General features: G+C 65.2%; 11 protein-coding genes. 6 read left to right on the forward strand and 5 right to left on the reverse strand.

The features are described from left to right. The first annotated feature begins 311 nt into the window (after positions 1-311). The 5 genes from ACTOQ3_RS01705 (at position 312) to ACTOQ3_RS01725 (ending at position 5,559) form a co-directional block, all read left to right on the forward strand. Complete coding sequence (locus tag ACTOQ3_RS01705; protein WP_440081582.1) at positions 312-1,157, forward strand: helix-turn-helix transcriptional regulator; 846 nt, start codon at positions 312-314, stop codon at positions 1,155-1,157. A gap of 133 nt (positions 1,158-1,290) precedes the next feature. Then, complete coding sequence (locus ACTOQ3_RS01710) at positions 1,291-1,638, forward strand: hypothetical protein (RefSeq protein WP_440081583.1); 348 nt, start codon at positions 1,291-1,293, stop codon at positions 1,636-1,638. Positions 1,639-2,235: 597 nt separating this feature from the next. Further along, on the forward strand, positions 2,236-2,505 hold the full coding sequence (locus ACTOQ3_RS01715; RefSeq protein ID WP_440081584.1) for a hypothetical protein: 270 nt from the start codon (positions 2,236-2,238) through the stop codon (positions 2,503-2,505). Next, positions 2,498-3,142, forward strand: coding sequence for a DUF6879 family protein (locus ACTOQ3_RS01720; RefSeq protein WP_440081585.1), 645 nt, complete (start codon positions 2,498-2,500; stop codon positions 3,140-3,142). Before ACTOQ3_RS01715 ends, ACTOQ3_RS01720 begins: the two co-directional genes overlap by 8 nt. A 179-nt stretch (positions 3,143-3,321) precedes the next feature. Further along, positions 3,322-5,559: an ATP-binding protein gene (locus ACTOQ3_RS01725; RefSeq protein WP_440081586.1), complete on the forward strand. Its 2,238-nt coding sequence runs from the start codon at positions 3,322-3,324 to the stop codon at positions 5,557-5,559. 78 nt (positions 5,560-5,637) lie between these two features. On the opposite strand, the gene ACTOQ3_RS01730 is transcribed toward ACTOQ3_RS01725, so the two are convergent. From ACTOQ3_RS01730 to ACTOQ3_RS01745, 4 genes are all read right to left on the reverse strand, one after another. Further along, on the reverse strand, positions 5,638-6,837 hold the full coding sequence (locus tag ACTOQ3_RS01730) for an McrC family protein (protein WP_440081587.1): 1,200 nt from the start codon (positions 6,835-6,837) through the stop codon (positions 5,638-5,640). Then, on the reverse strand, positions 6,834-8,912 hold the full coding sequence (locus ACTOQ3_RS01735; RefSeq protein ID WP_440081588.1) for an AAA family ATPase: 2,079 nt from the start codon (positions 8,910-8,912) through the stop codon (positions 6,834-6,836). The genes ACTOQ3_RS01730 and ACTOQ3_RS01735 overlap by 4 nt, the downstream gene beginning before the upstream one ends. Positions 8,913-8,943: 31 nt before the next feature. Then, entirely contained in the window at positions 8,944-9,822 is an 879-nt protein-coding gene (locus ACTOQ3_RS01740) for a DNA-processing protein DprA (RefSeq protein WP_440081589.1), read from the reverse strand. Between the two features lie 192 nt (positions 9,823-10,014). Further along, on the reverse strand, positions 10,015-11,355 hold the full coding sequence (locus ACTOQ3_RS01745; RefSeq protein WP_440081590.1) for a helix-turn-helix domain-containing protein: 1,341 nt from the start codon (positions 11,353-11,355) through the stop codon (positions 10,015-10,017). Positions 11,356-11,695: 340 nt separating this feature from the next. Between ACTOQ3_RS01745 and ACTOQ3_RS01750 the strand changes: the two genes are divergently transcribed. Next, positions 11,696-12,124, forward strand: coding sequence for an ATP-binding protein (locus tag ACTOQ3_RS01750; protein ID WP_440081591.1), 429 nt, complete (start codon positions 11,696-11,698; stop codon positions 12,122-12,124). Between the two features lie 217 nt (positions 12,125-12,341). Here ACTOQ3_RS01750 and ACTOQ3_RS01755 read toward each other — a convergent pair whose 3' ends face one another. Continuing rightward, positions 12,342-14,099 (reverse strand): AIPR family protein, encoded by a 1,758-nt coding sequence (locus tag ACTOQ3_RS01755; RefSeq protein WP_440081592.1) that lies wholly within the window; start codon positions 14,097-14,099, stop codon positions 12,342-12,344. Between the last annotated feature and the right edge of the window lie 86 nt (positions 14,100-14,185).

Raw genomic sequence — 14,185 nt, forward strand, 5'->3', positions numbered from 1 at the left:
CCGGGCATCCGGGGGAGCTGACCGCGCTCGTGCCGTTCGAGCTCGTCGATGCGGTCCCTGACGGGATCGACGCGGTCCTTACGGGACACGCAAGGTGCGGCACCGCCTGCGTTGTCTGCCCTCGCGGGCCCGGGGTCCGCTTCCTGCCGGGGAGGAGGCGTACGCCGGAACGGGGAACGCCCGTCTCGCCCTCCTCCGGGCGGGGGCGGTCACAGAGAGGGCATCCTCCACTGTCAGGCAGGGTGATACCGGGCCGTGGATGGGACAGGCGGTACCAGGCTGTACCTCGTAAAACGTCTCATACTGGATAAATGACCGAAAGCGGAGAATTGGGCCCCGCGCTGCGGCACTGGCGTGACCGGGTCGCCCCGGCCGCGGTCGGGCTGCCCGGCGGCGGGCCGCGCCGCGCGGCGGGCCTGCGGCGCGAGGAGCTGGCGATGCTCGCGGGGGTGTCGGCCGACTACATCACCCGCCTCGAACAGGGCCGGGCGACCTCCCCGTCCGCGCAGATCCTCACCGCGCTGGCGCGGGCGCTGCGGCTGTCCACCCAGGAACGCGAGCACCTGTTCCTCCTCGCGGGGCAGCCACCGCCCACCGCCGGGCGCATGTCCACCCACATCACCCCGAGTGTGCAACGACTGCTCGCCCAGCTGGACGGCGCACCCCTCAGCGTCAGCGACGCCTCCTGGAACCTGATCAGCTGGAACCGGCCGTGGGCCGCGCTCTTCGGCGACCCCTCCCTGCTGGTCGGGCGCGAGCGCAACGCGGTCTGGCGCCACTTCACGGGCCTGCCGGGGCGCGTGAGCCACACCCCGGAGCAGGAGACCCGCTTCGAGACGGTCGCGGTCGCCGATCTCCGGTCGGCGACCGCCCGCTACCCCGCCGACACCGATCTGCGCTCGCTCGTCACCGACCTGCGGAACGCCAGCCCGCGCTTCGCGGAGCTGTGGGACAGCCATGTCGTCGGCGTCCACGAGTCGGACCGCAAGACCGTCCACCACCCCGACGTCGGCCCGCTCACGCTCGACTGCGACGTGCTCACCGTTCCCGGCAGCGACCTCCGCATCATCGTCTACAGCGCCGCCCCCGGCACCGAGGCCGCCGACAAGCTGAAACTCCTCACCGTCATCGGCACCCAGACCATGCGGCCGTCCTGACGCCCTCGGTGAAAACCTGGTCGATCGTCTCGTACGGCGAAGCCGGCGGACGCCCGCTCGCAAGGAACGGGGGGCATCACCGGGTCGCCGGCGTGACAAGCTTCGCGGCGGCGGGCTACCGCCGTTCTGGAACATGGCCGACACTGAACACATGTCGAGACGCGCACTGACCTGGTCGGGTGTAGCCGTGGCACTGGTGGCACTGGCCACGCTGGGGTGGTATTTCATTACGGTCGGCCTTGATCGTGCGGATAAGCTCGCCAGCGTTCTCGGAGCGTTTGTCGGACTGCTGGGGCTGGGGCTGGCGGTTTATGGCGCTTTTTCCTCGCGCCCCGAAGAGGCCGCACCCGAACCCGAGGCCGGTGGTGTTCACAACGAGATCAGCGGCACCGTGCACGGCAACGCCGTGCAGGCCAGGGATATCGAGGGTGGGATCACCTTCGGTGCTCCGAAGCCGCACGGAGCACCGGACACGGACTGACCATCCTTCACGGAGCCGGCGTTCAGGTCCCACCGGCAGCTCCGATCCGCTGTTCCTGTCCGGACCGGCACTCCGGCAACAGGGCGTGAGTCGTGCGTGTGGAACCTGCCGTAATCGACCACCAGACGCCCCAGATGGGGTTGTGACCTGCCACGACACCGGAACTTCCGCTCCCTTTCTCGTTAATGTGCGAGCCCTTGACCCAGGAAAGCCATGCGTGCACTGTTCGTACCATGGTGCCCTTGAAGTCTCCAGAGTCCACTGATCACTAGAATCGATCATCGATGAACTGGATGTCGGGATATGCGGCCATAGCGCGAATCCGGAAAAGTCTGCCACGGTCCACCTGATCGCCATCCCTCCACTCAAGGTCGACTCGGCGTAAGGCCACCGTAACCCTGCGCATCGACAATCAGCGAAGCGGTGCGATACGACGAACACTTTTCACTCAGACCGCTTTACTCCTGATTTCGGACCGGCCGTTTGTTTTTTCGGCTATTTTTGCGTGACAACTCACTCATTCCGTTGTCCCAGAGAACCGTCCAACATATGCTCCGCACAGGTGAAAACGTACAGCCAAGCCGAGTGGAGGCGGGCATGGCTCGTTCCTGGGAGGCGGACCCTTCCGCGTCGTTCGAGCGACGATTAGGAAAGTCGGCCAAAGAGTTAGACAAATCAGACGGCCGCGACGAATGCCCAGATATCTGGCAGCTCAGCAATGGTGACATCGCGGTGATCGGCAGGGACCTCACGGCTGCCTACAGTCCTCACCTGCCGGAGGGCGTGTCCCTCGCACCGGACGAGCGACTGGTCGTCATCCCGGGCATCATGCTCAGCACAGCCAAGGCGGACATCGCCGATGTTTGATCCCCGTGCCCCTTTCGTCGTTCCCGGGCGGGGCGTGCCCGCGCAGGGCGAGAAACTCGTCAGGGAAGCCTACAGACGCGACTTCCGGCAACGGGACGCACAGGTTCGCAACCGTGACTCCTGGAAGTTCGAGCGGCGGCAGCACTTCGAGGAGCAGGGCAGTCCAAGCCGTGACGCGTTTCGCCGAGGCGATTGGGACGAGGCGCTACGGCTTCTCGAGGAGAGACGAGACGATCTGCTCGCGCTCACCCGAGAGGACGAACGGCGCGGCTCCTTCTTTCACCGGGTACGCGTGGTCGAGACGCCGCTCACACCGTATATGCGGTGGGAACTGCACTCGCTGCGAATCCGTGCCGAATGCGGTGAGCGGATCCGTGTGATCGGCGTGGAAAAGGTGGCAGCCTCGGAGAGGACCGATCCGCTGCCCGAAGTGGTCATCCTCGGCGGCCGGACCCTCTACTACGTCCTCTACACCGCGACCGGCGTCCCGGACGGCGCGGTTCGCTACACCGATCCCGGCATCATCGAAAATTGGGAGAAATACATCAAAGACCTCTATGAGGGTGGAGAAGATGTGATTTCCTACTTCGACCGCGAGTTGACCTACCTTCACTCGCCCGGGACGAAGCTGGAGTAGGCGTCAACAGGACCGGAGAAGAAGAGGAGCGCCCCGGCGGCTCGCGTTCAGAACTGTCGGGGTCCTCTCGTGATGTCGTACAGGCCAGGGACGTCAGTGGCGGAGTCCACTTCCACGAGCATGGCAAACCAGGCCGAAGCGACTCTGCCAACCTCACCCCACGGCAACTACCGGCCGATGTGCGTGGTTTCGTCAACCGTACCGGCGAGTTCGAAGAGCTGAACACGGTACTGATCGGTGAGGACGGCGATCCGCGCGTCATCTCGGTGTATGTGATCGCCGGGACAGCGGGCGTGGGAAAGACGTCGCTCGCACTGCGCTGGGCCCACCAGGTCCAGGATCGTTTTCCCGACGGGCAGCTTTATATCAATCTTCGTGGCTATGACCCGGGAGAGCCGGTCACCGCCTACAAGGCTCTGCACCGTTTCCTGGTCGCTCTCGGCGTCCGCGCCCATTCCGTGCCGCAGGACGTCGACGCCGCCGCCGCGCTCTATCGCTCGCGGCTGGCCGGCCGCCGGGTGCTGATCGTTCTGGACAACGCGGCGACGGCGGGTCAGATCCGTCCCTTGCTGCCTGGCAGCGCAGGCTGTCTGGTCGTCGTCACCAGCCGCAACCGCCTGTCAAGTCTCGCCGTACACGACGGAGCACACCGGCTGACGCTGGGCACGCTGCCCGAGCCGGAGGCCGTCGCCCTGCTGCGGGCCGTCACCGCCGGATACCGTCCGGAGGACGACGAGGAGAAACTCACCGAACTGGCCCGGCTGTGCGCCCGGCTGCCGCTCGCCCTGCGCATCGCCGCCGAACGCGCCGTCAGCTACCCGCACATGCGGCTGGACGACCTGATCGCCGACCTGCGTGACGAGTCCGCCCTGTGGGACGCCCTGAGCACGGGGGACGACGAAGAGGCCGGAGCCGTCCGTACGGTGTTCGCGTGGTCCTACCGTGCCCTGCCCGAGCAGGCCGCCCGGCTGTTTTGCTTACTGGGCCTGCATCCAGGTCCCGAGTTCGGATTCCACGCCGCCGCGGCCCTGGCCGGATCGTCCCCCAGCCGGACCCGGCAGCTTCTTGACTCCCTGGTCGGCGCCCATCTCCTGGAACAGACGGCACCCGGCCGTTACCAGTTCCACGACCTGTTGCGTGCCTACGCCGCCGACCAGGCACAGCAGGAGGAACCGCCCGAGGAACGCGAGGTCGCGCTGCGCCGGGTGCTGGAGTGGTACCTGCACACCGCCGACGCCGCCCAGAGCTGGATCAATCCCGCCGAAGCCCGGGTGGAACTCGCACCACCAATGGACGGTGTGCATCCGCTGACCTTCTCCGACTACAACGGCGCCGTGGACTGGTCCGAGCGTGACCACACGAACCTCCTGCAGGCGATCAGGAGCGCCGCCTCGACCGGGCAGGACCGGCTCACCTGGCAGCTGTCGGCCGTCCTGTCGAACGCGCAGTCTCCTTCAGCACCGGTCGCCGACTGGTTGGCCGTGGGCCGCCTGGGGCTGGCGGCGGCCGAACGGCTGGGTGACCGCGTCGCGGAAGGGCAGCTGCTCACGGAGCTGGGCATGGGATACACCCGGATCAATCACCTGGCCGAGAGCCTCGAATGCCATCGGAACGCGCTGGCGATCTGGCGCGAGCTGGACGACCGGCTCGGCGAGGCACACTCGCTCAACCTGATCGGGTTGGTGCATCTCCGCACGAGACGGCTGGACGACGCCGCGGAGCACTTCGAGCAGGCCGCCGCCGCCTTCCACGAGCGGGACTCCGCTCACTGGGAGGCCACCATGCTGTCCAACCTCGCCAGTACTCACTACCACGCGGGCCGCCTGCCGGAGGCCGCGGACGCCGTCCGGCGTGCGCTGGCGGCGCACCGGTCCCTGGACAACCAGCGCGGTGAGGGCAACGTCCTGCGCCTCATGAGCGAGCTCCAGCGGGAGCAGGGAGAGGTGCGGGAAGCCCTGCGGTCGGCCCAGGCCGCGCTGGACATCGCCCTCGGCCTCCGCAACCACCGGCTGGAGGGCTTCTGGCTCATCACCCTCGGCAACGCCCAGCAGGCCGACGGCCGCTTCGCCGACGCGCTGGACTCCTACCACCGCTCCGCCATGCTCCATCGCCGCCTCGGTGACCGCAGCCGGGAGGCGCTGGCCTGGCACGGCACGGGCGAGACCTACCACCACCTCGACCGTCACGCGGAGGCCGCCGACTTCCACCGGCAGGCCGCCGCCGTCCACCACGAGCTCGGCGACGTCTGGAACGAGGCCCTGGCCCTCGACGGCCTGGGGCTGGCCCTGCTCGACGAAGCCCCGGAGGCCGCTCACCAGCACTGGACGGAGGCACTGAGCCTCCTCGCCGACTACGACGACCCTCGGGCGGTGGCTGTACGCGACCGCATCGAGCTGCGGGTGACGGAGACGAGCTGAGCCGGCCAGAAACAGGAACATTTGCCAGCCGAGATGCGTGCACGGGAACTGCCGCACGCCGCACCCGAGCAATACGGGTTACCGGCCGTCGTCGTTCCGCAGGATCGATCCGGCGACCCGCTCCACAGCGGCGAGTAGCCGCATCGGTGGCAGGGTCAGGTCGATCGCGTGCTGCGTGATCTCGATCCCCACGCCGTGCACCACGTGCTGGTACGGCTCGGCATTCCCCTCGGCGTACACCAGATGACCGCGATCGAGACCGAGCGCCGTGCAGTACGCCAGCATCTGGTAAAGATCCGCACCATGGCCGTCAGGTCCTGTTGAGATCTTGTACTTGCTGTCCACCACCGCAGCCGGAACCTCCTTTCCCGCGGAGTCGATGACATAGCGCACCAGGTCGGGCCTGAGCAGCACCCGCCGCCCGTGGTCCAGGTGGTGGCGACGGTCCTGCAAGTCGGTGCGGCCACCGGACGGGTGGAACGCCTCCGCCAGGGCCACGGTCACGAAGTCCTCGAACACCCGCCACATCTCCACCAGCAGGCCGTTCACCCGGACAGCCGTCCCGTCGTCCAGCTCATAGGAGGCCCCGCGAAGCACGAGCTCGGCCAGCCCGAGCGCGGTCTGGTAGCGCGCGTTGATCCGGCTGGGACGCCACACCGGGAACGGCCGCCCCGGCACCGGCGGCGTGACTCCGGCCAGCCTGGCGATGACGTGCCGCAACGTCTTGCGGGTCGCTACGGAGAGGCCCTGTAGCCGCAGCAACCGGGCGGACGCGGCCAGCAGCAGCCTGTTCTCTGCGATGTCGACGGTGTAGTCGTCGTAGCGGACCTCGACGGGCAACGGGAGCCCGTACCGGCGGCGGATCTGGTCGGCCTCCCGGATCCGGCCCCGCACGACCGGCAGTGCCTCCTCCACCTCCCGGTAACCCTGCAGCACCCCCTGCCGCAGGGCACGATCGGCGGCCAGCGCGTAGGCGTGCGCGAGCGCCGGAAGCAGCTCCGGGTGCTCCCCCGCGTCCACCTCCTCCTGCCGCCAGCCGCGCGGCCGACGGGCGTACCCGAGAAGGAAGAGCACCCGGTCGATCGGGGTCTTCGGGGTGATCCGCACCTTGACGCCACCGATGACCGCCGCGCCCACGTACCCGTTGTCGCGGACCTTCCACAGCCCTGACCTCGGTCCGGGACCCATCCGTACGACCTTCGCCGCCGCCAGCGCCGCCACCTGCTCGGTGGTCAGCTCGTACTCGACCGGTGGAGCGCCCTCCCTCAGGTCGATCACCGATCGAGCCCCAGCCGGTGCCGGAGCACGGACAGGCCGTACCGCTCGGCGACGTCGATGCCGTCGCCGTAGTGGTGCTCCTCCAGCAGCGGCAGGATTTGGGTCCGCCACACCCGCTCGAACCCCTTGGCGTCCCGGTGAATCGCCGCCCGCATCAGGTACGACGGACCGATCTTGAAGTCGCGGTCCTCGATCCGGGCGTTGAGCTCGGCCAGCAGGCGGGCGGCGTCGTCGGGCAGTTCCCTGCTCTCCAGCCAGCGCCCCAGCATCTCCCGGGTCGGCGTCTCCTCCGGGTGCAGCTCCACGAACGCGAAGCGGCGCCGCATCGCCGCGTCCACCAGTGCGATCGACCGGTCGGCGGTGTTCATCGTGCCCAGGATGATCAGGTTCTCCGGCAGCGTGAACGCCTGGCCCGTCCCCTCCGCCGAGGAGTACAGCAGGTCGACGGCCTTCTTCCGGTACTCCAGCAGGAAGTACAGTTCCCCGAAGATCTTCGCGAGGTTGCCCCGGTTGATCTCGTCGATGATCAGGACGTACGGCTCCTCGGGATGCTGCCGCGCGGCGTCCACCAGCCGCAGCAGCGGTCCGGGCAGCGGCTTGAAGGTCACGCCCTGCCCGTCGGCGGTCTGCACCGGCCGGAACCCCTCGAAGAAGTCCTCGTAGGAGTAGGCCGGATGGAACTGCACGAGCTTGACGTTCTCCGGCTTCCCGCCCACCAGGAACTGGGCGAGATGCTGCGCGAGGTAGGTCTTCCCCGTCCCCGGCGGTCCATAGAAGATCAGTTGCGGACGGTCACGGAGCAGCTCCACACACTCCTGCAACCACTCCTGATCGACGAGCAACTCCTCGGCCAGCTCGGCACCGGCATCCGGCAGCACCAGATCCCGGACGACCGGCGGCCTGACCGGCGCGGGCCCGGCCAGCGCCTCCAGCTCCTCGACGAACTCCGTCAGGTCGAGCACGTCGTGCTGGGTGGCCAGCTTCGCCGAGATCTCGTCCGGCAGGTCGTCGGCGAAGTCGAGCGGGGCCCGCGAGTTCGACCACTCGACCGGCCGCTGCAGGTTGGCCCGGCTCTCCACACTGGCCCGGAACGCCGGACCACCTTTTATCCGGCCGAGGTAGACCTTTCCCCCGTCGTTGCTGAGCACCAGATCGTCCTCGCGCATCCGCGACAGGAACGCGTGGAACTCGGCGGTCTTCTTCAACCGGTCGTTGTACGAGCCGTGCGCGTAGTCCTCGTCCACCGCTGCCCGGATCGCCTCCTGCGCCGTCCCCGGCGGCAGCTCCCGAAGCTTGGAGGCCGGGAGCGAGCAGTATCCCTCCACCAGCCAGTCCGCCACCAGACTCACCCCGTGCACGTTGGACCCGCGCACCAGCCACGCGCGACGCGGACGCTCCGCCCCGTCGCCGCCCTCCGTGTCATCGTCCACCAGTTGCCGTAGATCGGCGCCGGAGATCCGTCGTTCCTGCGGCACCATGCCGAGCATCGCGTCCAGCCCGTCCGCGGTGAGCAGTTCCTGCCACTCCTTCCGCAGCCGCTCGTCGGCATGCGCGTCGTCCGGAATACCGCCGTCGGAATCCAGCACCCGGTGCCAGCCCTCGGGCCGTTCCCCCTGGAACAGCGACGTCAACCGCGCGCCGTCCAGACCGGTCTGCGCGGCCAGGTCTCCGGCCGCGATCCAGCTTCCCTCCGGTACGGCCTCCGCCAGCCGCTTGGCGGCCTCGAACCCCGCCTTGTGCTGCGCCCAGTACTGGTAGCCGGCGTGGGCTTCCGCGGTGAAGGACGAGACGTCGAGATGGCTCTTGACGGCGATGCGGCCGAGTGGCGTCAGGTACCAGCGGCGATGCGCCTTGGTGACCCAACCGGATTTGACCAGGCCACCGCTCTTCCACGTCAGAGTGAGCTCCGGCGTGTTACTCGCCGCGCCGCCCGCGTTCCACTGCTCGTCCACGTCCGGCAACCGCTTTTTGATGAGCTGCCACATCTCGGAGACGGGCAGGCCGTCGGGGTGCTCGGCCAGCAGCCGAGCGGCCATGAACAGAATCTGCCGGGTGAGCTCCATCCGCGATGCCATGGTCGGATCATCGCGAGATCCGCTCCGGCCATTACAGAGAAATTCCACCGGAGATCATTTGTTCTATTACGGACAGTAGCTGCTCAATGCTTGAGACCACATGCACTCCGGGCTTGTTCGCGTACTCCCGAGCCCAGTCGTGTTCCAGAAGCTGGTCGGGCATCACCACGGGGCGGCCATGCTCAAGAGCCAGCCGGGCCTGGATGCGCGCCCCGCTCTTCCAAGGCGCCTCGACCACCACCGTGGCCGCGGCGTAACCACTCATCACGGCATTGCGCATCGGAAAGCTCTGCTTGCTGGGCGGCGCATCCGGCCAGAACTGGCTGATCACCGCGCCTTCCTGGGCGATCCGCTCCTGCAGCGCACGGTTCTCACTGGGATAGAACCGGTTGATCCCGGTTCCGATCACGGCCACCGTACGGCCATGGGCGTCGAGCGCCGCCCGGTGCGCAGCGGTGTCGATGCCCTTCGCGAGCCCGCTGACCACGGTCACATCGTTCAGAGCCAGCTCTCTCGCTACCACTGAGGCGATCCGCAGTCCTCGCTCACTCGCCTGCCGAGTGCCGACAACGGCGATCGCCCGTTGATCCTCGACGAGGCCGCCTCGTGAGAACAGCAGCGGAGGCATCTGGTGGATGCTGCGCAACCGGCTTGGGTAATCAAGATCAAAGCAGGCGTGAACCCCGATCCTGGCCTTTTCCCAGCCCTCCACCAGCTCCGCCGCGTCCGCGATCGCGGTCACCACGGGATCGGATGCGGGGAAGAGGGTCTCCTGCAGCCTGAGCCGGGATTCGAGGACGGTCACCGCACTGCCGGACTCCAGCACCTCAAGCCCGATGTCCTGCCACTTCGCCCCAGGACGCTGCAACAACGCCACAAGAGCGGCACGTTCGCGCAGTTCCGGAACCATGCTCCCGACGCTACTGGTGTACGAGAGCAATGCCCCAGTGCTTGCCTCTCCGAGTCTCACCACATCTCCTTGAACGGCAACCCCGCCCTCGGCGTGGTCAGACCGATCACGCGACACCTGATCTTGGCGCCGCCGTCGGACGACCATGATTGCGAACGTCTTCTTACTCGGTCCGCAGGAACGGCGGTGAGATCAGGCGGCGAGGGCGTGGTTGAGGTGGTCGTGGAACTCACGGACCATGATGCTGTCGCCGTAGGGCTCCAGTTGGCCGGCGAACCGCCGAATCAGCTCGACCGAACGGGTGGAGGCCAACGCCTTCGTCTCCGGGATCGCGGCCCGCGCGGAGTCGAGGGCCTGCTCCAGCTCTCCCATTCCCAGGTACGCCTCGGCGGCATGCACTCGATTGAGCCGGGTGGACCTGGGGAGACGCTCACCGAACGCGGTCACGGCCGCTTCCGCGTAGTTCACCGCCCGCATGTGGTCGCCGAGCAGTCGCCAGCAGTTGCCCGCCTCCGCGTTCAGCTCCGCCTCCTCGTACCTGCTCGTCCACACCGGGTCGCGGTCGGTGGCACCTTGGGCGTGGACACTCTCCGCCTCGGCGAGCAGGTGTTCGACCTGCTTCGCACCGTGCCCGTCACGAGTTTCAGCCGGTCTTGCATGCAGGGCCGTCGCCCAGGCCTCCCTGGTCAGCGTCAACGCCATGACGCGCGGCGGCGCCTGCGCCCGACGGGCGGTATCGGTCGCGGCCCGTGCCAGCCACACTGCCAAGGTGGCCTGATCCAAGTGAATCGCCTGACGGGTCAGCGTCGCCAGCACCCAAGCACCGGTCAGCGGGTCGTCCCCCGTCTTCGCCAGCCGCAGTGCCTGGCCGAAGTGCTGTTGCGCCTGGCCGTGATGCCCTAGATCGAAGGCCGTCCAGCCTGCCAGCCAGGTCATTCCCGCCGCCGCCGTCATCAGCTCCGAACCCACCCGGTCGTCATAGCGGCCCCGCAGCAGCGGGGTGACCGTTTCGCTCAGATATCGCACGACCACCGGACGGACCAGTCCGGCCCCGAAGCGCTGATCTATCTGGCCGAACACCTCACGCGCCTCGTTGATCCGGGCGACGTCGGCCAGGCCCACCGTGCACCTGCCCCCCTGCTGCGCGACCGTCCGTGGCGCGGTGGCGTAGTTCCATGACATCAGCCATTCGCCGAGCACCGAGGGCACGAAAGGCAACGAGGCCAGTAAATGACGCCGGGACGCATCCATCTCGTACCTCCACAAGAGCGCGGCCGACCTCACCGTAGCCGCCGTCGAGGTGTCGCCGTACTCCGTGATCGGCCACGATGATGTCTCCCCGAAGGACCAGCCGTCTATCCACCGCTCAACCTCCAGCGCGTCCACTCCGAACGCGGTGGCGATCCGCGCCCGGTGAGCCGCCCGGACGCCCTGCTCGCCGCGCTCCCACCGCGCCCAGGTCGTCGCCCCCACCCCGACCGCCTCCGCCGCCGCCCCCTGACTCAGCCCGCGCTGCCTGCGTGCTCTGGTCAACTCCGGACGCCCTTCGCCCCGCCGTGGCTCATCCACAACCGCCTCCATGACGTAATCGAACGACTACTCATTGTCATATCGGCGAGGCTTGCCGCGCTACCGTGCGCAGCGAAACGACCAGCAAACGACCACCTCGGGCGCGCGGCTCACTCGCCTGCGAACAACGAGCCGACCTCGGCCTTCATCCCTCCCGGCGCCGTGCCGTTTCCTGCTGTGCACCGTCACCGACAGCGAACGGAGCAGCTCCATGCGGCCAGCCGGCAATCTTCCTCCAGACGCCGTCCCCGATCACCCCGGTATGCGGCATACCACTGGAGAGCAGCCTGGTGACGTCCGGGTGATGATCAGGGTTCTCCAGCCAGGCTCGGCCTCCCGCCGAGCCCGCGCCATCCTGCGCGAAGTGCTCCAGGAGAACGGCCTGGACGACGATGCCATCTCCGACGCCGAACTCGTCGTCGCCGAGCTCGCCGCCAATGCCGAGAAGCACGCCCGCCCGCCTTACGAGCTGCGCATCATCAGCGTGGATGCCACCCCCACCTGGTGCGAGATCGCCGACGGTGATCCCGACCTGCACGAGGTCGGCATCATCTTCAACCTGCTCCGCTCGGTGGACGAGCTCGGCCTGCCACTACTCGCCGAGAACGGCCGTGGACTGCTCCTGGCCCACCAGCTCTCGCACGGCCACTGCCACGTCTACGCCACCACGACCTTCACCACCGGCGCCCCCGCCAAGGCCGTCACCTTCGCCCTGCCCACCCACCCACCCTGACAACCAGCACCCATTCCCCACCGCTCTGCCCTACGTGCTTAATTCTCCTTCTGAAGATAAAAAGCCAAGCCCTTCGGTCGCTCATCACCCAGAACCATTTCAACACCCATGTCTGTGATTTCCAGAAGCCCACACCCCTGACAGGCCCACAAGAGCAGCGCACCGCATGCAAACTGACTCTTCAGCATTACGGTCACATAAAGCATCTACCTTACCACTAGGGTCGAACTTGTATTGCTTCCTTGAAAGCATCCCATAGGTCATCCACATCCTCTAACACCGGTTGGGCCGCTGCCTCAAATTTTTTGATAACCTCGCCTTGTTGAGCCAAATTCCATCGCACGGCTTGAGACACTAATGGCTGCAAGTGCTCGGGGGCGAAAGGGATTAAACACTTAACCATTGGCCGCCATAAGGCAATAGCCTCATCAGGACCAACTGGGTCCGCTAACTCGATACGAAATAAATTTTTTGGAAGCTCATTTAGATGCGACGTCACGCAGCTTGATGCCGCTGCGATCAAGAGCCACGTGGCACCTTGGCAGCCCAGATAGTCAAGCTGCTTGCGTTTTCCGCCCTGCAAACGAGAAGAATTTTGAAGCTCTAATCGGCGTTCTTCTATGGCTTTCCCAACCCCCCAGCAAAGCAGAAAATGACGCGCCGTTATATCCTCGTTGAAATATTTTCTATAAAGGGAGTTGGAATCCCATATAGAGGAGGGATTTCTGTGAGCAGTCACGGGATCGCCGTGGAATGAAGCGAGGGCCCGTGCTGCATAAGTGGCTCGAATGGCTGCGTTATCTACTCGACGGATCGCGTCCTGATTACCCCCTAGGCGAGGACGCACATAATTCGAGATACCTAGACTCGAAAATTCTTTTACGAGTCGCTGCTGAGTTCGATCATTGCTGCGAAACCCTTCAACCGATACGCTATTCTGTCGATTGTTGAGCTTTATTATTTTTTCAACGACCGACCGATCGCGACACTTAATAAACCGAATACCTACTTGCGCCTTCTCTAAATTAGCGTCTCCGCTTCCGGAAAGAGCGCCCGTGGTTTGAGCGCCATTGACGATGGAGATTCCTTTGATGATCAGGATATCTTCATCGTCTATCTCAAAATCGTCGACCAAAGCAGTAACGCCATTGTTGTAGACGAAAAAATTCTCAGGCTCCTGTTGTAGAGTTACCCGAATACCGTTATTTATATTGCTTGCACGATTCATTCGCCCTAGGTAGTCTCGTACATTGGCCGAAAAAAGCGCTTCTTTGTATGACCAATATTGCCCTGCGAGCCAGCTTAGCGGCACGCTAGTTTGAATTGCTTCCCACCCAGGGCCGGAGATTCTTTGTCCTCCGTTCCAAGGAATTTGTATCACTTCTTTCACGGCAATCGGAGACTCATAGCTCCGATACCATGAAGCGAGTTGGGGCAGAGATACTTCTAGGCTTTCAACGCTAATCTCTGGCGCAACATCTGAATAAAGCGAGTTCAGGGCATTGCTTGCAGCATCCTTAGCCCCGGTTAACGCCTCGTGAATCTGCGGCTGATCTTCGAGATTATGAACAAACCAGATCTTAAGGTGCCGAATTTCTCCGTTTTCGATAGCCGACCTAGCTGACGAAATCGCTGAATTAAGCCGAACAGGAAGACCTTTTAGTTCTTTTGTCAACAGCCAATCGACTGCCTGATTCAGGTCTCGAACTTTTGACTCAGCAACTGTTTTTCTTTGGAGGGCTTCGTAGGACTGAGCTAGAACGACCACCCCAGCATCTCGATCCACATAAAGAAAGTCGCATGAGCGATCTCCTGGAGCATCGGTAAGGGCATCCGCAGCGACAGTGTGGATATCTTCTATTCCTAATAGAATTTGTGCGGCAAATAGCAGCCGCTTGGAGTGCTTATATCGATCTAAATCAATTCTGGAATCTAATGTTCTCTGTAGTGCCAACTCTGGGGTGACGTCGTTCACTGCCGGACCTCTCCGGGTAAAAGTCGACCCCCAAAGAGGGCGAGACTCGGATTGCACAGAAACTGATTTACTTCCACAAGTGCCGA

The sequence above is a fragment of the Streptosporangium sp. LJ11 genome (assembly GCF_051918945.1).
Taxonomy (GTDB): domain Bacteria; phylum Actinomycetota; class Actinomycetes; order Streptosporangiales; family Streptosporangiaceae; genus Streptosporangium.